Below are 17,823 nucleotides of genomic sequence, written 5' to 3' on the forward strand. Positions count from 1 at the left end.
TCGACGTCTTGTTCGGGGGGCTGGCGGCTCCGGCGTAAGCGTGTAATTTTGTAATCACGCTTACCGGGGAGGTTCAGCAATGAGATTCCGACAGGGACCGCCGGGACGGGTCGAACCGCCGAACGCCGACGACGCCGCGGCCTGGGTGGCCGGCGCGGTGACCGACGGCTGGTTCACCGAGCGGCCCGAGGTCGTCGTCGACCGCGACGAGATCATCATCTGGGGCCGGGTGGCCGCGCCCGACCTGGGCGAGAGCGCCACCGACGCCGACCGGGCGGCCGCACACGCCGGCCGGATCAACCAGTTCCGCGAGGACACCCGCAACGACCGCATGCGGGTGGCCCGCCAGATCGAGCACCGCTATCAGCGCAAGGTCGCCTGGGGGGTGCGCTGCGGCGACACCAACGAACTGTTCACCCACCTGGCCGCGCCGGTGATGACCCGGCTGCGCCAGCCCGAGCGGCAGATCCTCGACACGCTGGTCGACGCCGGCGTGGCCCGCTCGCGCTCCGAGGCGCTGGCCTGGTGTGTGAAGCTCGTCGGCCAGCACACCGAGGAGTGGCTGTCCGACCTGCGCTCGGCCATGAGCAAGGTCGACGATCTGCGGAAGCAGGGCCCTTTATAGAGTGATCCACGTGCTACGTGAGGTCACCGCCATCCGCTATGTCACACCCCTGCGTGAGGGCGGCTCGCTGCCCGGCGTCGTGGAAGCCGACGACCTCGGCACGTACGTGGTCAAGTTCCGCGGCGCCGGGCAGGGCCCCAAGGCGCTCGTGGCCGAGGTGATCTCGGGCGAACTGGCCCGGCGCCTCGGCCTGCCCGTGCCCGACCTGGCCGTCGTCCACCTCGACCCGGTCGTGGCCCGGGCCGAGCCCGACGAGGAGGTCCAGGAGCTGATCAAGGCGAGCGCCGGGGCCAACCTGGGCATGGACTTCCTGCCCGGCGCGCTCGGCTACGACCCGGTGGCCCACCCGGTCGAGGCCGGGCTGGCCTCACGGGTGCTGGCCTTCGACGCCTTCGTCGAGAACGTCGACCGCAGCTGGCGCAACCCCAACCTGCTGATCTGGCACAACGCCCTCTGGCTGATCGACCACGGCGCGACCCTCTACTTCCACCACAACTGGCCCCGCGCCGCGGCGGTGGTCCACCGTCCGTACAAGTGGGACGACCACGTGCTGAAGCCGTACGCCACGGCCCTGGCCACGGAGGGTCCGGCGCTGGCGGAACGGATCACCCCTTCGCTGATCCGCGAGGCGGTCGGCCTGGTTCCGGACGAGTGGCTCGACGACGGCGACAAGGACGCCTACATAACGCATCTGACCGCCCGCGCGGCCGAGCCGGAGGCGTGGCTGCCATGAGGGTCCCGTACGAGTACGCCGTCATCCAGGCCGTCCCGCGCATCGAGCGGGGCGAGCTGATCAACGTGGGCGTGGTCCTCTACTGCCAGCGCCGCGACTTCCTCGAGGCCCGCACCCACCTGCACGAGGAACGGCTGCGGGCCCTCGACCCGTCGGCCGACGCGAAGGCGATCGGCGAGGCGCTGGCCTCGTGGTCGGCCACATGCACGGGAGCCGGCGCCGCGGCCGCCATGAGCCAGGGCGAGCGCTTCCGCTGGCTGGTGGCCCCCCGGAGCACCATCCTGCGCGCCGGCCCGGTCCACATGGGCCTGGCCGTCGACCCGGCGGAAGAACTGGAACGCCTGGAAAACCTGCTGGTGCGGTGAACGCCGGATCGGTCACACTGCCACCGTGGACGGCTTCAGGTGCGCGACGTGCGGAAACCCGCTGAGCGTCGCGGTGCGGCTGGTGGATCTGCCGGACCAGCCCCATCCGTCGTTGCTGAACCACCATCGCGTGAACCCGCCGCTGCTCGCTCCGGGCACCTACGCCGTCGACGAAGCCGCGTACGGCCGTGAGCGGATCACGGGTACGTTCGTGCTGTCACCGGGGGACGTGCGCGGCACTCGCTTCGTCCACGACCTGGTGCTGATCGGCTGCTGGTCTCTGGTCGGGTGGGATCCCTGCATCGCCTGCGAGAAATGCGGCACCCTGGTCGCGTTCCGGGCGGACGACTGCCACGTGGCCCAGGAAACGCGCTTCGACCCGGCCAAGGTCGTCCGAGAGGGCCGCGCCGCCGAAACCCGGAACGCTCCGGAGCCGTTCGCGTCGGTCGCCGACTGGGACGAACCGGCGCCGGGCATCGGGCAACTCCGGCCGCGGCCGGAACTCACCGCGACCCGCTGGGGTGGCCGGGGCGTCAAGGCGCGTCTCTACCGGGACGACCCGCCGGCCTGACTGTCATATCGCCCTCGGAAACGGACGTCCTCGCGCGACGGGGTTGAGGTGATATTCGGTGGCTTCGATGCTGGGGAGCCATGGGCTACCGAATGCGTTTACGCGGATTTCTGGTGGCGGCGGCCGTGGCGGTGCTCGGCCTGACCGTTCTGACGCCTGGGGCGTCGTCGGCGGCGGGGCGGTCCGATGCCGTGCTCGCCTGGAATGTTCATGCTCAGACCGCCATCTACGAGGTCGGGCGGCAGTCGCCGACGGCCGGGGTGCGCAGCTTCGCCATGGTGCAGGGGGCGGTGTACGACGCGGTCAACGCGATCACCGGCACGCCGTACGAGCCTTATCTGGCCGCCCCGGCCGCGCAGCGGGGTGACTCGACGCCGGCGGCGGTGGCCGCCTCGGCCTATCGGGTGCTGCTTTCGCTCTTCCCGGGGCAGGCCGGCGCGCTGCGGACCCGGTACGACGAGGCGCTGGCCGCGATCGGGGACGGGGCGGCCAAGCGCAACGGCATCCGGGTCGGCGAGGCCGCGGCCGCGGCGATGATCGCGGCGCGGGAGGGTGACGGGGCCTTCGGAAGCGCGACCTGGCCGGTCGGCACGGCGCCCGGGCAGTACCGCCTCACGCCGCCCGGCTTCGTTCAGGCCGGCGGCTGGTTCCCGTTCCTGAGGCCGTTCGCCCTCGACAACCCCGGCGCCTATCGGGTCGCCGGGCCGCCCGCACTGAGCAGCGCCGCCTACGCCCGGCAGTTCAACGAGGTGAAAGCCACCAACGTGACCCGGACGCCGGATCAGACCGAGGCGGCGATCTGGTGGGACGACTACCGGCAGGTGGAGTGGTACATCAAGCGGGGGCTGGCCGCCGGCCACCGGCTGAGCCCGCTGGAGACCGCGCGCATGCTGGCCATGGTGGACATCGCCACCGCCGACACGATGATCGCCTGCTACGGGCAGAAGCGGCAGTGGAGCTTCTGGCGGCCGGTCACCTCGATCCCGCTGGCCGGCACGGACGGCAATCCGGCCACTGTGGCCGACCCGGCGTGGGCGCCGCTGCGGGTCACCGCCCCGTCGCCGGAGTGGCCGTCGGGGCACGCCTGCTACACCTCGGCGATCATGACCGCGCTGCGGGCGTACTTCGGCCGTGATGATCTGTCGTTCAGCGCGTACAGCGCGGAATCCGGCACCACCCGGCATTTCTCCAGTTTGCGGGCGGCCCGGGCCGAGCTGATCGAGGCCCGGATCTGGGCCGGCGTGCACTACCGGGGGGCGACCGTGCAGGGCGACCGGCTCGGCGCCGAGGTCACCCGCGCGGTGCTGGCCCGGGAGTTCGGCCCGGCGCTGTCACCCGGTCGAGCATTGCCGGGCGGGTGATGGCCCGCGGTCCTAGGCTCGGGGTATGGACTATCAAGTATCGGTCAAGTGCGAACAGATCGCCGAGTGGTACGTGAGGGTCAAGGGACTCGCGGACGCTCACCACGGGCACGCCACGGGCGACCACCTGAAGGCGCTCGCGGACGAGATCTACGCCGAGGTGCCTTCCGAGTGGTGGGCCAGCCAGCCCGCGCCACTCGACAACAGGGTGCGCTCGTAAAGCATCTCCTACAGCACGAAAGCGTCGGTCCACAGCTGGCGTGACCGGCCGCCGAGAGCCTCCATCAGGCCGACCGCCTGCTGGTCGGTCAGGCCCGCGACGAAGTCGATCACGGCTCGGCCGCGGGCCCGATGGGGGCGCTCCGGCGTGCCGGCCGGCAGCTCGGCCTCGGCCAGCTCGACCAGGTCCTGGAGGCGGCGCGGGATGCGCTGCTCCTCGTCGGGGTCGGTCAGCCAGGCGCTCAGCGCCTCGACCAGCGAGGCCAGCAGGCGGCCCTGGCCGCGCTGGTGCAGGGCCAGGTCGGGGCGGGCCAGGACGAACCTGTTCTGCACGAACTTGAGGATCTGCACCTCGTGCCACTGGGCCGGGGCCAGCTGGACGTGGCCGGAGCGGACCGCCGGGTCGGCGGTCGTGCGGCACGACTCGACCAGGCGGCGGGTCCAGGTGGCGGAGAACGCCGCGACCCGGGCCTCCGCCTCGAGCGAGCCGTCGAACGGGCGGGCCAGCAGGCCGTCGACCAGCTCGGCCCGGACCAGTTCGACGGCGGCCGAGAACGCGTCGTCGTCGGCCATCCAGCCGTCCTTGCGGTGCAGCTGGCGGCGCAGCGACTCGATGGCGCCGCCGGCCCGGTTCAGGTCGGTCGACGCGCCCCAGCGCTGCCAGGCCATCAGCTCGGTGGCGACCGCGCCCTGCTGGAGGACGCCGACGCGGTGCACGTCCTCCAGGTCGTGGATGGCGTACGCGATGTCGTCGGCCGTGTCCATGACCGAGGCCTCGACCGTCTGCTGCCAGTCGGCGACCCGGCCCGCGAACGGGGCCCGGGCGGCGCGCATGTCTTTCGCCTCGGTCGAGTACGCGTTGAACTTCATCGAGCCGCCGTCGGGGTCGTCGGCCGGCGGGGCCGCTCCGCGCGGCGGCGGGTCCATGAACCGCGCCTCGCCCCGGCGGGTCCACGGATACTTGAGGATCGCCGCCCGTACGGCATTGGTCAGATTGAGCCCCAACGTGGTTTGGCCGCGGCTCTCGGTGCTGGTGACTATGCGGTACGACTGCGCGTTGCCCTCGAAGCCGTCGTTGAGCCCCAGCCGGTGGCGGGCCAGCCGGTCGAGGACCCGCTCGCCGAGGTGGCCGAACGGCGGGTGGCCCAGATCGTGGGCCAGGGCGGCCGCCTCGACCACGTCGGGGTCGCAGCCGCCGAGCTTCTCGGCCAGCGCCGGGTCGACCCGGTCGGCGATGGCCCGGGCCACCTGGGCGACCTTGAGGCTGTGGGTCATCCGGTTGTGCACCAGCAGGCCGGCGCCGCCCGGGCTGATGACCTGGGTGACGCCGGCGAGCCGGGCGAAGAACGGTGAGCTGACGATCCGGTCGCGGTCGACCCGGAACGGGCTCGACGCCAGGTCACCAGGGGCGACGAGACTTTCGCCGAAGAGGCGCTGAGCCCGGGGATCTTCCATTCCGGGAAGGTTACCGGGCCTGGAGAGCGTCCAGCGCGACGGACATGGCGGCGACCAGGCGGCGGTCGACGCGGGGGTCGTGGATGGTGACGACGTACTTGTCGCGCAGGCCCCACTTCTTCACGACCGAGAAGACCGGACGGTCGGCGATCACGAAGTCGAAGTGGTACGGGAGCCAGGACAGGCTCTCGACGAAGCGGCGCAGGACGGCCACCCAGGCGTTGGTCTCGCGGCCGACCATGTCGCCGAAGCCGGGCTGCTCGAGGTGCCACGTCGAGCGGATCAGCGACTCCTTGAAGTTCTTGCGGAACAGGCCGATCGGGGCGCCGTTCGCGTCGACCACGTCGTAGGTGGCGCCCAGGTCGATCACCTGGCGGGCCTTGAAGCCCAGCACCGGCGTCGTCTTGGTGTCGTCGGTGTAGAGGGTGACCTGCTCCTTGAACGCCATCCGCTTCTGCTGGGCGAAGGCGAGCATGCCGGCCTCTTGGCCGTCGGGGGTGACGGCGTGGATCTCGTATTGGTTGACCATCAGCCGCACACGCTGACGGACGATCAGCTGCTGCTGGGTTTGAAGGGTGTCGACAGTCACGGCGAGAGAGTGTGTCATACCCGGCGAATACTGTGGGGAACCTGAGCACCTCGGTGGCGGCGCCCCTCGCGTAGAGGTCAAACTGGGTTAATGGCGAAACGAGGACGTACGGGTTCATTGATCGCGCTGGCTCTGGGCGCGGCGGCGGTCTGGGTGGCGAGAGACATTCCCCGCCAGATGGGCGCCAAGGCCAAGGGCGATCGGCTGGCCCGCATGCAGGCCTCGCCGCAGTACGCCGACGGCAAGTTCCGCAACACGGTGCCGGCCACCGAGATCGCGTTCTCCTCGATGCCGCGGCTGCTGGCCGCCACCCTGCGCGACCGCGACGGCCGCCACCCGCACCAGCCGATCCCGCTGGTCACTCCCGACCCGGGCGCCACCGCCGACGGCCTGCACGTCACCTGGTACGGCCACTCCTCGGCGCTGGTCGAGATCGAGGGCAGGCGGGTGCTGCTCGACCCGGTGTGGAGCGAGCGCTGCTCACCCTCGCGCCTCTCCGGCCCCAAGCGGCTGCACGAGCCGCCGGTCGCGCTGCGCGACCTGCCGCCGCTCGACGCGGTGCTGATCTCGCACGACCACTACGACCACCTCGACATGGAGACCATCCACAACCTGGTCGACCTGCAGGCGGCGCCGTTCCTGGTCCCGCTGGGCGTCGGCGCTCACCTGGAGCGCTGGGGCGTGCCGGCCACCCGCATCGTCGAGATGGACTGGAACGACACCCACAAGGTCGCCGGCATCGAGTTCGTGGCGACCGCGGCCCGGCACTTCTCGGGGCGCGGCCTGGGCCGCGACGAGACGCTCTGGACCAGCTGGGCCATCAAGGGCCCCACCCGCAAGGTCTTCTACTCCGGCGACACCGGCTATTTCCCGGGCTTCGCCCGGATCGGCGAGGAGCACGGCCCGTTCGACGTCACGCTGGTGCAGGTCGGCGCGTACGGCGACGCGTGGCCGGACATCCACATGGTGCCCGAGGACGGCGTCGCGACCCACGTCGACGTCAAGGGTGGCCTGATGATCCCGGTGCACTGGGCGACGTTCAACCTGGCGCTGCACGAGTGGCCCGAGCCGGCCGACCGCGCGTGGGCCGAGGCCAAGGCCCGGGGTGTACGTCTCGCCGTGCCCCGCCCGGGCGAGCGCGTCGACGTCGACAACCCGCCGGCGGTGGACGGCTGGTGGCAGCAGATCGCGTAGCGGCCGCGCTGCTGGTGCTCGGCAACGGGGTGACGCCCGCGGGGCTCACTGCCGGCAGCGTGGCCCGGGTGCGGGCGGCGATCTCGCACGTCGAGGCCGGCGCCCGCCCGTCGCGGATCATCTTCAGCGGCGGCTGGGCGCAGGTCCGCGACGGCGCCCCCGAGCCGCCGCCGGACTGCCGCGAGGCCGCGCTGATGCTGAGGGCGGCCCGCGACGCCGGCCTGGACGAGGTGGCCGAGCTGCGCGCCGAGTGCCATTCGCGCAGCACGCTGGAGAACCTGATGCACATCTCGGCCGGCGGCTTGCTCGACGGCCTCGGCCTCGGCCCGTCCCGGCCGCTCGGGGTGGTCACCCACGCCTGGCATCTGCCGCGCGTCCGCTATCTGGCCGGCAAGGTCCTCGGGCTGCGGGGCGGGGCCCTTCTGGGCATTCCGGCCGCCGGCTCGTCGCCGCTTTACGAGTACGGGATGAGGGCCGCGTCCCGGATCGGGTTCCTCGGCGTACGGGATCCGCAGGAGTTGCTCCGCCGCGAGCGACGGATGGTGGCGTTGTTGCGCCGTGGGGTATAGGAGCGCCCATGGTGCTGCTCCTGCCTGTCTATCAGCCGTCGTCCCACTTGCCGGAATTGGTGGCCCGGATCGATGGCCCGGTCGTGGTGGTCGACGACGGCAGCTCGCCGCCCGTCACCGGGCTGCCCTGCACGGTTCTGCGGCACTCCCGGAATGCCGGCAAAGGCGTCGCACTGCGTACGGGATTCCGGCACATCGCCTCGGCCTTTCCGGGCTCTTCGGTGGTGTGCGCGGACGCGGACGGGCAGCACGATGTCGCCGACATCGCGCGGGTGGCGGCCCTCGTCGAGAAGACCGGTCACACGGTCCTGGGCGTGCGGCGGGTCCGGCGGATGCCGTGGCGCAGCCAGGTCGGCAACGCGCTGACCCGGCTGCTGTTCCGGGCCACCACCGGCCGGTCGGTGCGGGACACGCAGACCGGCCTGCGCGGCTATCCCGGCGACCTGATCCCGTGGCTGCTCACGGTGCCCGGCGACCGCTTCGAGTACGAGATGAACGTGCTGGTCGAGGCGGCCCGCGCGGGCCACCCGTACTCGCAGGTGGAGATCGCCACGACGTATCTGAACGACAACGCGTCGTCGCACTTCGGCCCGGTCGGCGACGCGCTGCGGGTCTACCGCTCGCTGCTCAGGTTCTAGCTGGCGGCGGTGTAGGCGGCGAGGAACAGGGTTCCCAGGACCAGGACCAGGCCGACTATCAGCCGGGTGGTGCGTGCGCCCTCATGACGTACGGGCCGAGCGGCGGGCCTGGGCTTCCGGCGTGACGGCATGGCGTTCAGTTTGGGGCCGAGTCGAGGCGCGGACCAGGGGATATGTTGGCCGATAGCGCCTAGCCGGGCACCAAGCTCCTGTCGTCTATCCGTCTTTTCACGAGGGCGAACGGCACAAGCGAGACGGCCAGGTAGAGACCGCCCGCGATCAGCAGCGCCGCGCGGGGACCGGCCCGGTCGACCGCGAGGCCGCCCAGCAGGCCGCCCAGGGGAACGCCGGCGAAGCCGATGGCCACGGCCAGGCCGAGCACGCGGCCGCGCAGATCGGGCGGGACGAGTTCGTAGCCGAGGGCCATCAGGATCGGGTTGACGGCGGCGACGGCGAGACCGGCGCCGAACGCGACGGCGAGGACGGGCCAGAGGCGGCCGGTCGAGGCGAGCGCGAAGAACCGGGGCGACCCGGCGAGCAGGAAGCAGACGGCGAAGGTGGGCATCCGCGGCAGCCGGGTGGCGAGGGCCGCGTAGATCAGCGAGCCGAGGACGGCGCCCAGGCCGAAGACGCCGCCGAGCAGGCCGAGGACGGCCGGGCCGGCGCCGGTCTCCCGGACCCAGACCGGAACAAGGACGACGGTGTACGCCTGGTCGGCCAGGTTGGTGAAGAAGAGGACACCGACGATGACGGCGACCAGGCGGTCCCGGCGCAGGAAGGCGAAACCGGCGGCGAGGGAGGACAGGTAGCTCTCCCGCGACTCACCGGCTGTCACTTCGCCGCCGCGCACTCCGGCGGCGAGTATCGCGGCGCAGAGGGCGAACGAGGCGGCGTCGATGGCGAGCACGGCGGCCGGGCCGACGGCCGCGACCAGGACGCCGCCGAGGGGGAGGCCGATCAGGATGGCGGCCCGGCCGATGCCGTCGAACAGAGCCGTGGCGCGGGCCATGGGCGTGCCGGCGGCGGCCTGGGGGAGGAGGGCGCGCTTGGCCGTGTTGGTGGCCCCGCCGAACGCTCCGGCGACGGCGACGATCGTCATCATCGCGGCGAAGGAGAGCTGCCCGAGGACGTACAGCAAAGGAACCAGGGCGACCACGACGGCGCCGGCGGCGTCCGAGAAGATCGCCACCCGGCGCGCGCCGAGCCGATCGACGAGCGGCCCGCCGAACATCCCGGTCAGCACGAACGGCAGCGTCTGGGCCAGGGCGACGGCGCCGACGCGGGTCGCCGACCCGGTGGTGGTGAGCACCAGCCACGGAACGGCGATGCTCGACACGTGGCTGCCGATCAGCGACACCGACTCGGCGACCAGCAGACTGGCCAGCGGCCGTCGCATCAGCTGTCGCTCAGGGGCAGGATCTGCCACTGGACGGCCACGCGGTCGCCGTCAGCGCCGCCGCCGTACTCGGCGATCAGGGCGGACATGCGCTCGCGCAACTCGGCGGCCCGGGTGGGGTCGAGCCGAAGAATGTCGGTGCCGAGGTAGAGCGCGTCCTGCCATTCACGCGAGACGGCCGGAAGGTTCGCGATGGCGGCTTCGGTGCGCTGGAAGTCGGCCTGGGCCACGGACCGCAGATAGCCCTCGGCCAGCTCCCATGACTTGCGGCCCTCGTCCGGCGTGAGCACGGTCCGCTGTTGGGCGGCCCGCCACCAGCGCTCCCGGGCGGTGCCGAGCTCGGCGTCCTCGACCACGAAGCCGTACTGCGAAAGCTGTCTGAGGTGATAGCTGGTGGCGCCGCTGGATTGCCCGAGCTGCTCCCCGAGCCGCGAGGCGGTCGAGGGTCCGCGCTCCCGGAGCAGGTTCAACAGCCGCACCCGAAGGGGATGCGCCAGTCCGCGCAGGGTCCGCGGATCCAGCGCGATGCTCTCGTCGTCGTCCATCATGGATGCAAAGCTATCTTTGCAAAGATTTCTTTGCAATATCGCGTGCGGTGGTCCGTTGGTGGGGCTCCTTAACATCGGCGCCGTGGAGAAGATGTTGCGGGCGGCGGGGCTCGAGTCCTATCGGGCGGAGCAGGTGCGTGTTCACGACGAGACCGTTGTCGTGGTTCGGCCTGATGGTGATGCGCGGCGGCTTTTGCGTTCCGCGCGTGCTGCTCTTCCGGACCACAATCCCGTTCTGGTGCTCCACCGGGAGGCGGTTCTCGACCCGGGCTTCCACCACGATCGCACGCCCGGCGACCTGATCGCCTGGGCCCGGGACGCCGATGTCGATGCCGAACTGGCCCGGCTGCCGGGATACAGCATCTGGGGGCGGGACCCTGAGACGCTCGGTACCGGCGATGAAGGCTACGACCTCGACAGCTACGACGTGGCGCACTTCGGGGAGCCGGAACTGCTCGTCATCCTGCCCCGGCCCGAGCCGTGGACGGCGTTCGCCTACCTCAATCCGTACGGCGTCTGGGGAACTCCGGGCGATCTGTTGCTGGCCGCCGCCCGTCGCTGGCATGAGCGGTACGGGGCCTCGCCCACCACGATCGGGCTTGCCAACGGCTTCACCGTGCCGCGGCCACCGGCCGACCTGGCCGATGCCGAGCGGCTGGCGGTGGAACATGTGGCGATCGCCGGGCTGACCGCCGGGACCACCACGCGGGCCTATGCCCGGGCGCTCCTGGAGCTCGACCGGTGGTGCCTCTACGAACGCCCTTGAGGCCCGGCGGGGCCGGCGCGCGGCGAAGGCGAGGTTGAGCTGCGACGCGGCCGTCATGGGGTCGGTCGCGCCGGCGCGGGTGACTGCGCCTTGAGGCGGCGCTGCAGAGGTATGCGGTCGGCGAGGCGCTCGTTGAAGCCGATCATGATCGCGGTCAGGGAGTCCCAGAGCGGTTCGCCGGCCGGGGCGCGTTCATCAGCGCGCGTCGAGCCCGGCGGTTTCGCCACCGACTGGTCCGGCTCCTCCGCCGTGCACGCCGTCCCGAACCCGGCCTACCAGCCGCTCCGCGACGCCATGACGGCCCGCGCGGGCCAGGACCAGCCCGGCGACCCGGCCGCCGCCGGTCCGGCCCTGCTGCGGATCGCCGACGCGGAGAACCCGCCGCTGCGGGTCCTGTTCGGCGAACAGCCCGTCGAGCTCGTCAAGCACCTCTACACGCAGCGCCTCCAGGCCTGGGCCGACTGGGCGCATGTCTCCCGGGCCGCGCAGGGCTGACCGCTTCGGCCGGGGGCGAAGCTTCGCGGGCCTAGCCTGCGGCGATGCGAGAGATTCTGTACGACCCGGCGTATGTCGTGCCCGCTGTGCCGGCCGCCGACGCGGGTGTGGGATGGCTCCGGGCCTCGGTCGGGCGGTTCTGTGAAGGGGCAGATCACCGGCGGCGGCGCGGGCTGGCCGAGGCGATCCTCGCCGGGATCTCGCCGGAGTCGCTGGAGAGGAAAGGCGGGCATCCGGTGGCGGTGCTGGCCGAGGCCATGGGGGTGACCGATGCGGACGTGGCCGGGCTGGTGGAGGACGTGGCCCAGGCCTATCAGCCGGGGAGCGGGGACGAGAACACCGCCGATCCGGCCGTCGAACGGCTTGTCGCGATCTTCGGCGGGCGGCACGACGAGGAGACGGCGGCGCGGATCGGGGTGCTGGTTCAGGCCTGTACGGCGACTCTCGCCCTGATCGAGCGGGCGCGGACCCGGCCGGTCGAGGCGGTGCTGCGCGACGATCCGCCGGTGCCCTTCACGAGGCGCCGGCGGATCGGCAGCGAGGAGATCGTGCTGGTCCCGCTGGCCGGGGAGACCGCGTTCGGGGCGGGACCGCGGCGCTGCCCGGGCCGGGCGCACGCGCTGGCGATGGTCAGGACCGCTGACGAGGGACGCAGATCTTGACGGCGGCCGGTGCCACCTTCGCGGTGAAGGTCTTCGTCTTCGTGCGGGCGCCGCCGTCGAGCTCGTACTCCATCTTGGACTTGAGTTTGACCTCGATCTGGCGGGCCCGGGTGGTGCGCACGAACGGCGAGCTGTCGCTGCGGCCGACCGCCATCGTGCCGAGGGCCCGGGCCCACTGGAGGGCGCCCTGGGCGGTGGCGACGCCGACGTCGAGCCAGCCGTCGTCCGGCTTCGCGTCGTCGAAGGCCTTGATGCCGCCGGTGATCTTGCTGACGTTGCCGATCAGGACGCAGCTGGCCTCGTCCTCGAACCACTCGTTGCCGTCGATCTTGATCTGAGCCTTGGGCGCTTCGCCGTTCACGTGGCGGACGCCGGCCCAGACGTACGCCAGCTTGCCCAGCCTGTCCTTCATGTTGCGGTCGGCGTCATTGATCATGGCGCCGTCGAAGCCGACGCCGGCCATCACGCCGAAGTACTCGCCGTTGAGCTTGCCCAGGTCGATCCGGTGATGGTCGCCGTGCATGGCGACATCGACCGCCTGCTCGAGATCGGTGGGAATGCCCAGGTTGGACGCGAGCAGGTTGCCCGTGCCGGCCGGCATGATCGCCAGCGGGATCTTCGAGCCGCCCTTCTCGCGGGCCAGGACGTCGATCGAGCGCTGCACCATGCCGTCGCCGCCCCACACCACCAGCAGGTCGGGCTTGGCCTTGATGACTTTCTTGACCTGCTCGGGCGCCTTCTTGCTCTTCGGCACCTCGCACCACAGCAGATCTTCGACGCCGGTGTCGGTGAGGCGGCGGCGGAGCTCGTCCAGGCCGCCGCCGAACGTCTTGCGCTGGTGGGCGACTACGGCGATTTTCCGGGGAGTGCGCATGGGCAGCGCACTACCCGTATCGACGAAGTTGTAATCAGTTGACCGTCTCCCGCATGCGCTGCTCGGCGGCCGCGCTGCGGATGACCATGAGGCGCAGCTCGAGCTCGTCCGAGACCATCGAGGCGAGATGCTCGAGGGCCTTGAGCTGGCGCGGGTTGGCCTCACGGGGCTTGTTGTCGATCACGTTGACGGTGCCGAGGCGGTAGCCGTCGTGGGTGCGGATAGGCGCGGCGGCGTAGAAGCGCAGGCCCAGCTCGCCCCGGACCAGCGGGTGTTCGAGGGTGCGCGGGTCGACCGCGGCGTTGTTGATGACGTACACGTCGTCCTGGGCGATCACCGACGCGCACAGGCCGGGCTCGCGGCCGACCTGCCGGACACCGCTGAGGCCCTGGCACGCGGCCAGCCAGACCCGGTCCTGCTCGACCAGCGAGACTGTGGCGATCGGCGTGTCGAAGATGGCGCCCGCGACGAAGGCGATCCGGTCGTACGCGTCCTCGACCGGCTGATCGACCAGCCGGTAGCGGCGGACGGCCTCAAGCCGGGCCTGCTCCTCGGGGTTGATGTTGTCCAGGTATTCGTAGGCGTTCGACGACACGGGACTGCTGCTCGTCATGGCTTCTCCTCGTAGGCGGCTACGGTGCCTGCGAGCCTAGAAAGGGCATCGGTGTCCCGCAATGCTCTCGATGGGCGAATCGGCGCCGCATCCTGTGAAGAGGCTGGGATGTCGCACAATCTGTCGGTCTCCGGGTATTGGTCGTCCGTGACGCAACCAACCGCCGCCGTGATCGGGCAGCTCGCCCGTGACCTCGTATTGACCGTTGACGAACTCCCGGACGTCGGTTCCTCCGGCGCGGCGACCGCCCGGCGCGAGCAGCTGGGCGGCAAGGGCGCCAACCAGGCGGTCGCGCTGGCCCAGCTCGGCGTGCGGCCGTCGCTGGTCGCCGTCGCCGGCGACGACGTGATCGGCGACGTGCTGCTGGATCAAGCCCGTAAGGACGGCATTGACGTACGCCACGTGGTGCGGCGACGCGGCGCGCTGACCGGCCTCATCGTCGAGATCCTGGAACCCGGTTCGCACTACCGCTACGTGGAGCACCTTCCGGAGGAGGTGCTGCTCACCGAGGACGACGTGCGGGCCGCGCGGGACGTGATCGCGGGCGCCGACGCCGTGCTCGTGCAGTTGCAGCAGCCGTTCGAGGCCGCGCTGGCCGCCGCGCGGATCGGTCACGGGGCCGGGAAGCTGGTCGTGCTCGACGGCGAGATCACCGACAAGGCGATTCTGGAGTACGCCGACGTCGTCCGGGCCGACGAGAAGGAAGCGGCCGGGCTCGACGCGGGCATCCTGGCCGGCGGCCCGTCGTTGATCGCGCTGGCGAAGGAGGACGGCAACGTCCTCATCTGGAAGGACGGCCAGGTCAAGATCCCGTTGACCGGGGGCGAGCCGGTCGACACCACCGGCGGCGGCGACTCGTTCACCGCCGCGCTGACCGCGACCCTGCTGGCCGGCGGGTCCTACGAGGAGGCCGGCCGCCGGGCCACCGCCGCCTCCGGCGACACCGTCAAGCACGCCGGCGGACGACCGGGCCTGCGCGATGTCTGAGATCGGAGCGGCCGAGCCGTGGGCCGTCCGCGAGACCGCCCTGCCCGGCGAGGACGGCCTGCGCCAGGCCGAGTCGATCTTCGCGCTGGCCAACGGCCACATCGGCCTGCGCGGCAACCTCGACGAGCCGCACGCCGGCGGGATGCCCGGTACCTTCCTCAACTCGCTCTTCGAGGAACGGGACATCACCTATCCCGAGGCCGGGTACGCGTTTCCGGAGCGCACCGAGACGATCGTCAACGCGCCCGACGCGAAGCCGATCGCCCTGCGGGTCGGCGACGAGCCTTTCGACGTACGGACGGGGACGCTGACCCGGCACGAGCGGGTCCTCGATCTGCGGGCCGGCACGCTGACCCGCGAGGTCGAATGGACCTCACCCTCCGGCGTCGAGGTGCGGGTGCGCAGCGTACGGCTGGTCTCGTTCCCGCGCCCGTCGGTGACCGCCGTCCGTTACTCGGTGGAGGCCGGCGCGCCGCTGACCATCGAGTCCGACCTGGTGGTCAACGAGGCCCTGCCCGCGGAGCGGGACGACCCGCGGGCCAGCGCGATCATCCCGGCGCCCTTTCGCGGCCTCTCGAGCGACCGGGACGTCCTGGTCCACCGCACCCGCCGCAGCGGCCTGCCGGTCGCCGCCGCGGTGATCCACACCGGTCACGAGGGCACCGTCGTGAACTCGCGCGACCTCATCCGGTGGACGGCCACCGGGCACGGCGCGATCAGCTTCGACAAGGTCACCGCGTACCGCTGGAACGAGGAGGACATCCGCGAGCAGGCGCTGACCGACCGGGACGCCGCGGCCAGCGACGGCTTCGACGCGCTGCTGGCCGAGCAGCGCGCCTATCTGGACGAGTTCTGGGACGGCGCCGACGTCGAGGTCGACGGCGACCCCGAGATCCAGCAGGCCGTGCGGTTCGGGCTCTTCCACGTCCTCCAGGCGGCGGCCCAGGCCGGCCCGCATCCCATCCCGGCCAAGGGCCTGACCGGCAACGGCTACGACGGGCACACCCTCTGGGACACCGAGACGTACGTGCTGCCCGTGCTCACGTACACCCATCCCGAATGCGCCGGCATGGCCCTGCGGTGGCGGCACAGCACCCTCGACAAGGCCCGCGACCGGGCCCGTGAGCTGCGGCTGGACGGCGCCTCGTTCCCCTGGCGCACGATCAGCGGCCCCGAGTGCTCCGGCTATTGGCCGGCCGGCACGGCCGCCCTGCACGTCAACGCCGACATCGCCGACGCGGTCCTGCGCTATCACGCCGCGACCGGCGACGAGGAGTTCATGCGCTCGGCCGGCCGGGAACTCCTCGAGGAGACGGCGCGGATGTGGAAGTCGGTCGTCTACTTCGACGAGCAGAACGTGGGCCACATCGCCGGCGTCACCGGACCCGACGAATACACGGCGCTGATGGACGACAACATCTACACGAACCTCATGGCGGAACAGAATCTGCGGGCCGCGGGCTCACCCGTACAACTGAATGTGCCTTATGACGAGAAGCGCCGGGTGCACGATCAGTCGGCCGGGTTCACCCGCCTGCCGGCCTGGGATTTCTCGGACGAGGAATATCCGCTGATGCTGCATCACCACTATCTGAACCTCTATCGCAAACAGGTGATCAAGCAGGCCGACCTGGTGCTGGCCATGATGAAGCGCCCCGGCGCGTTCACCCCCGACGAGAAGCGCCGCAACTTCGCGTACTACGAGGCCCGCACGGTGCGTGACTCGTCCCTGTCGGCCCCCGTGCAGTCAGTGCTGGCGGCCGAGCTGGGCCACCTGACCAGAGCGCACGAATACCTGGCCGAGGCGGCGCTGCTGGACCTGCGCGGCAGCGGCGAGGCCGGCGGCGACGGCCTGCACATCGCCGCCTGCGCCGGCGCGTGGATCGCCCTGGTCATGGGTTTCGGCGGCCTTCGCGACCACGACAACTGCCTGTCGTTCGACCCGCGCCTGCCGCCACGGCTGAGCCGCTTGGCCTTCGGCCTGCGCTGGCGCGACTGCCGCCTCTCCGTCGTGGTCACCCGGGCTTCGGTGACGTACGCCGCCCGGCACGCGCCCGTCGATTTCCACCATCAGGGCAAGGAGGTCAACCTGGCCGCAGGCGAGGAGAAAACGTTCCCGCTCGACCCGGTCGAGGACGTGCCCGCCCCGCCGACCCCGCGCCCGCCTCGTACGATCGCCCCATGACGGTCTGGGTGGCCTTGCTGCGAGCGGTCAACTTGGGCGCTCGCAACAAGGTCCCCATGGCCACGCTCCGAGCCGAACTGGAAGCGGCGGGCCTGCCCGGCGCCCGGACCCACCTGCAGAGCGGCAACGTGCTGGTCCGCTCCGACCTCGACGTGGGCCCGATCATCCACAAGGTCCTGCGCGAACGCTTCGACCTCAACGAGCCGGTGATGGTCCGCAGCCGTACCCGCCTCGACGAGATCATCGCCGCCAACCCGTTCCCCGAGGCGGCCGCGGCCCGCCCGACGTTCCTGAGAGTGGTCTTCCTGGCCGACCACCCAGCAGCGGACCTGGGGAAAACCCACGACGACGTACGCCTGAGCGGCCGTGAGGTCTACATCGACTACAGGGACCGCGTGCACGGCAACCCGGTGAACGCCGCCACGATCACCCGCCGCTTGGGCCTGCACGGCACCGAACGCAACTGGTCCACCATCACGAAGCTGGCCGAGATCGCGGCTCTCCTGTAGCCCGGGCGCCGGATCGGTACCGGCCCGATCGCCGTCCCTCGGCCGAACTCAACCCCATCCCCACCTTGTCAGGCTTGCGAGATCTCCCGCCTGGCGCCACCTCTCGCTACCAGAAGTCAGCGGTCGCCGACGAGCCGGCCGCGCCGTGTCCGCGGCATGTGAATGCGGACTGGATCGCATGACGGATCCGCGTGCCGGCTCGATCGATGTGGCACATTTTTTCTCTTACCGCTCCGCGGGCTATCGCGGGAGAATAACTCATGCGCCAGATACGGGGTCAGATGCAATTGTTCAGCCACACCCAGATAGCTCAATGGCGCGACCCCACCCGACGCCGTAACTACTCCGCCAGTACGGAAGAATTCCGTCGCGCTCATCACGAGCGCCGGCAATACGGATTGATCCAACGCCATACCCGGAAATGGCGCGGCCTGCATGGTGACGCCCCGATGCCACCCCTGGCGCCGCC

22 protein-coding genes are annotated in these 17,823 nt (G+C 71.2%); 15 read left to right on the plus strand and 7 right to left on the minus strand.

The genetic code is table 11. The features are described 5' to 3' along the window. Positions 1–79 precede the first annotated feature (79 nt). The 6 genes from abmR to ACFY36_RS29205 all read left to right on the plus strand — a co-directional run bounded on the left by abmR (position 80) and on the right by ACFY36_RS29205 (position 3,875). Positions 80–625 (plus strand): ATP-binding transcription factor AbmR, encoded by a 546-nt coding sequence (gene abmR / locus ACFY36_RS29180; protein ID WP_499749096.1) that lies wholly within the window; start codon positions 80–82, stop codon positions 623–625. A gap of 10 nt (positions 626–635) precedes the next feature. Beyond that, positions 636–1,358 carry a HipA family kinase gene (locus ACFY36_RS29185; protein ID WP_499749097.1) on the plus strand — a complete coding sequence of 241 codons (723 nt, stop codon included), beginning with the start codon at positions 636–638 and terminating at the stop codon, positions 1,356–1,358. Beyond that, positions 1,355–1,723: a DUF3037 domain-containing protein gene (locus tag ACFY36_RS29190; RefSeq protein ID WP_499749098.1), complete on the plus strand. Its 369-nt coding sequence runs from the start codon at positions 1,355–1,357 to the stop codon at positions 1,721–1,723. Before ACFY36_RS29185 ends, ACFY36_RS29190 begins: the two co-directional genes overlap by 4 nt. A 25-nt stretch (positions 1,724–1,748) precedes the next feature. Further along, a complete protein-coding gene (locus ACFY36_RS29195) occupies positions 1,749–2,294 on the plus strand; it encodes a hypothetical protein (RefSeq protein ID WP_499749099.1) in 546 nt (181 codons plus the stop codon). 113 nt (positions 2,295–2,407) lie between these two features. Beyond that, entirely contained in the window at positions 2,408–3,655 is a 1,248-nt protein-coding gene (locus ACFY36_RS29200; protein ID WP_499749100.1) for a vanadium-dependent haloperoxidase, read from the plus strand. 25 nt (positions 3,656–3,680) lie between these two features. Then, positions 3,681–3,875 (plus strand): hypothetical protein, encoded by a 195-nt coding sequence (locus ACFY36_RS29205; protein ID WP_499749101.1) that lies wholly within the window; start codon positions 3,681–3,683, stop codon positions 3,873–3,875. A gap of 8 nt (positions 3,876–3,883) precedes the next feature. Here the strand turns inward: ACFY36_RS29205 and ACFY36_RS29210 are convergent, their stop codons facing one another. After that, on the minus strand, positions 3,884–5,329 hold the full coding sequence (locus tag ACFY36_RS29210) for a deoxyguanosinetriphosphate triphosphohydrolase family protein (RefSeq protein WP_499749102.1): 1,446 nt from the start codon (positions 5,327–5,329) through the stop codon (positions 3,884–3,886). Positions 5,330–5,339: 10 nt separating this feature from the next. Next, entirely contained in the window at positions 5,340–5,918 is a 579-nt protein-coding gene (locus ACFY36_RS29215; protein WP_499749103.1) for an LURP-one-related family protein, read from the minus strand. 90 nt (positions 5,919–6,008) lie between these two features. On the opposite strand from ACFY36_RS29215, the gene ACFY36_RS29220 reads away from it, so the two are divergent. From ACFY36_RS29220 to ACFY36_RS29230, 3 genes are read left to right on the plus strand one after another with little or no spacing between them, the layout of a single operon-like run. Next, positions 6,009–7,112 carry an MBL fold metallo-hydrolase gene (locus ACFY36_RS29220; protein ID WP_499749104.1) on the plus strand — a complete coding sequence of 368 codons (1,104 nt, stop codon included), beginning with the start codon at positions 6,009–6,011 and terminating at the stop codon, positions 7,110–7,112. Then, the gene (locus ACFY36_RS29225; protein ID WP_499749105.1) at positions 7,094–7,681 is read left to right on the plus strand and encodes a YdcF family protein; all 588 of its coding nucleotides are present in this window, start codon (positions 7,094–7,096) and stop codon (positions 7,679–7,681) included. The genes ACFY36_RS29220 and ACFY36_RS29225 overlap by 19 nt, the downstream gene beginning before the upstream one ends. A gap of 8 nt (positions 7,682–7,689) precedes the next feature. Next, the gene (locus ACFY36_RS29230) at positions 7,690–8,319 is read left to right on the plus strand and encodes a glycosyltransferase family 2 protein (RefSeq protein ID WP_499749106.1); all 630 of its coding nucleotides are present in this window, start codon (positions 7,690–7,692) and stop codon (positions 8,317–8,319) included. On the opposite strand, the gene ACFY36_RS29235 is transcribed toward ACFY36_RS29230, so the two are convergent. Genes ACFY36_RS29235 through ACFY36_RS29245 form a run of 3 tightly spaced genes read right to left on the minus strand, consistent with a single transcriptional unit; the run spans position 8,316 to position 10,263 of the window. Further along, entirely contained in the window at positions 8,316–8,450 is a 135-nt protein-coding gene (locus ACFY36_RS29235) for a hypothetical protein (RefSeq protein WP_499749107.1), read from the minus strand. The two genes, ACFY36_RS29230 and ACFY36_RS29235, sit on opposite strands and share 4 nt — an antisense overlap. Before the next feature lie 59 nt (positions 8,451–8,509). Then, positions 8,510–9,715 carry an MFS transporter gene (locus tag ACFY36_RS29240; protein WP_499749108.1) on the minus strand — a complete coding sequence of 402 codons (1,206 nt, stop codon included), beginning with the start codon at positions 9,713–9,715 and terminating at the stop codon, positions 8,510–8,512. Next, the gene (locus ACFY36_RS29245; protein ID WP_499749109.1) at positions 9,715–10,263 is read right to left on the minus strand and encodes a helix-turn-helix domain-containing protein; all 549 of its coding nucleotides are present in this window, start codon (positions 10,261–10,263) and stop codon (positions 9,715–9,717) included. Before ACFY36_RS29245 ends, ACFY36_RS29240 begins: the two co-directional genes overlap by 1 nt. 91 nt (positions 10,264–10,354) lie before the next feature. Between ACFY36_RS29245 and ACFY36_RS29250 the strand changes: the two genes are divergently transcribed. The 3 genes from ACFY36_RS29250 to ACFY36_RS29260 all read left to right on the plus strand — a co-directional run bounded on the left by ACFY36_RS29250 (position 10,355) and on the right by ACFY36_RS29260 (position 12,186). Further along, on the plus strand, positions 10,355–11,029 hold the full coding sequence (locus ACFY36_RS29250) for a DUF4253 domain-containing protein (RefSeq protein WP_499749324.1): 675 nt from the start codon (positions 10,355–10,357) through the stop codon (positions 11,027–11,029). 144 nt (positions 11,030–11,173) lie between these two features. Beyond that, complete coding sequence (locus ACFY36_RS29255; protein ID WP_499749110.1) at positions 11,174–11,524, plus strand: hypothetical protein; 351 nt, start codon at positions 11,174–11,176, stop codon at positions 11,522–11,524. Between the two features lie 44 nt (positions 11,525–11,568). Then, complete coding sequence (locus ACFY36_RS29260) at positions 11,569–12,186, plus strand: cytochrome P450 family protein (RefSeq protein WP_499749111.1); 618 nt, start codon at positions 11,569–11,571, stop codon at positions 12,184–12,186. Here ACFY36_RS29260 and ACFY36_RS29265 read toward each other — a convergent pair. Further along, complete coding sequence (locus ACFY36_RS29265; protein WP_499749112.1) at positions 12,155–13,060, minus strand: diacylglycerol/lipid kinase family protein; 906 nt, start codon at positions 13,058–13,060, stop codon at positions 12,155–12,157. The genes ACFY36_RS29260 and ACFY36_RS29265 overlap by 32 nt on opposite strands. A 34-nt stretch (positions 13,061–13,094) precedes the next feature. Continuing rightward, a complete protein-coding gene (locus ACFY36_RS29270; protein WP_499749113.1) occupies positions 13,095–13,673 on the minus strand; it encodes a GAF domain-containing protein in 579 nt (192 codons plus the stop codon). Positions 13,674–13,820: 147 nt separating this feature from the next. Between ACFY36_RS29270 and ACFY36_RS29275 the strand changes: the two genes are divergently transcribed. The 3 genes from ACFY36_RS29275 to ACFY36_RS29285 are packed head-to-tail and all read left to right on the plus strand — an operon-like array spanning position 13,821 to position 17,354. Next, positions 13,821–14,660 (plus strand): PfkB family carbohydrate kinase, encoded by an 840-nt coding sequence (locus ACFY36_RS29275; RefSeq protein ID WP_499749114.1) that lies wholly within the window; start codon positions 13,821–13,823, stop codon positions 14,658–14,660. Continuing rightward, the gene (locus ACFY36_RS29280) at positions 14,653–16,845 is read left to right on the plus strand and encodes a glycoside hydrolase family 65 protein (protein ID WP_499749115.1); all 2,193 of its coding nucleotides are present in this window, start codon (positions 14,653–14,655) and stop codon (positions 16,843–16,845) included. Before ACFY36_RS29275 ends, ACFY36_RS29280 begins: the two co-directional genes overlap by 8 nt. Continuing rightward, positions 16,842–17,354, plus strand: a complete 513-nt coding sequence (locus tag ACFY36_RS29285) for a DUF1697 domain-containing protein (RefSeq protein ID WP_499749116.1) — start codon at positions 16,842–16,844, stop codon at positions 17,352–17,354. Before ACFY36_RS29280 ends, ACFY36_RS29285 begins: the two co-directional genes overlap by 4 nt. The last annotated feature ends 469 nt before the right edge of the window (positions 17,355–17,823 follow it).

It is taken from the genome of Actinoplanes sp. NPDC000266 (genome assembly GCF_042899005.1).
In the GTDB taxonomy this organism is placed as follows: Bacteria; Actinomycetota; Actinomycetes; order Mycobacteriales; family Micromonosporaceae; genus Actinoplanes.

What these genes read in the sequence shown, in the direction of transcription:
- abmR (WP_499749096.1), top strand. Translation starts at nt 80, where the DNA reads ATGAGATTCCGACAGGGACCGCCGGGACGGGTCGAACCGCCGAACGCC.
- ACFY36_RS29190 (WP_499749098.1), top strand. Translation starts at nt 1,355, where the DNA reads ATGAGGGTCCCGTACGAGTACGCCGTCATCCAGGCCGTCCCGCGCATC.
- ACFY36_RS29205 (WP_499749101.1), top strand. Translation starts at nt 3,681, where the DNA reads ATGGACTATCAAGTATCGGTCAAGTGCGAACAGATCGCCGAGTGGTAC.
- ACFY36_RS29210 (WP_499749102.1), bottom strand. Translation starts at nt 5,329, where the DNA reads ATGGAAGATCCCCGGGCTCAGCGCCTCTTCGGCGAAAGTCTCGTCGCC.
- ACFY36_RS29220 (WP_499749104.1), top strand. Translation starts at nt 6,009, where the DNA reads ATGGCGAAACGAGGACGTACGGGTTCATTGATCGCGCTGGCTCTGGGC.
- ACFY36_RS29230 (WP_499749106.1), top strand. Translation starts at nt 7,690, where the DNA reads ATGGTGCTGCTCCTGCCTGTCTATCAGCCGTCGTCCCACTTGCCGGAA.
- ACFY36_RS29235 (WP_499749107.1), bottom strand. Translation starts at nt 8,450, where the DNA reads ATGCCGTCACGCCGGAAGCCCAGGCCCGCCGCTCGGCCCGTACGTCAT.
- ACFY36_RS29240 (WP_499749108.1), bottom strand. Translation starts at nt 9,715, where the DNA reads ATGCGACGGCCGCTGGCCAGTCTGCTGGTCGCCGAGTCGGTGTCGCTG.
- ACFY36_RS29245 (WP_499749109.1), bottom strand. Translation starts at nt 10,263, where the DNA reads ATGATGGACGACGACGAGAGCATCGCGCTGGATCCGCGGACCCTGCGC.
- ACFY36_RS29250 (WP_499749324.1), top strand. Translation starts at nt 10,355, where the DNA reads ATGTTGCGGGCGGCGGGGCTCGAGTCCTATCGGGCGGAGCAGGTGCGT.
- ACFY36_RS29255 (WP_499749110.1), top strand. Translation starts at nt 11,174, where the DNA reads ATGATCGCGGTCAGGGAGTCCCAGAGCGGTTCGCCGGCCGGGGCGCGT.
- ACFY36_RS29260 (WP_499749111.1), top strand. Translation starts at nt 11,569, where the DNA reads ATGCGAGAGATTCTGTACGACCCGGCGTATGTCGTGCCCGCTGTGCCG.
- ACFY36_RS29265 (WP_499749112.1), bottom strand. Translation starts at nt 13,060, where the DNA reads ATGCGCACTCCCCGGAAAATCGCCGTAGTCGCCCACCAGCGCAAGACG.
- ACFY36_RS29270 (WP_499749113.1), bottom strand. Translation starts at nt 13,673, where the DNA reads ATGACGAGCAGCAGTCCCGTGTCGTCGAACGCCTACGAATACCTGGAC.
- ACFY36_RS29280 (WP_499749115.1), top strand. Translation starts at nt 14,653, where the DNA reads ATGTCTGAGATCGGAGCGGCCGAGCCGTGGGCCGTCCGCGAGACCGCC.
- ACFY36_RS29285 (WP_499749116.1), top strand. Translation starts at nt 16,842, where the DNA reads ATGACGGTCTGGGTGGCCTTGCTGCGAGCGGTCAACTTGGGCGCTCGC.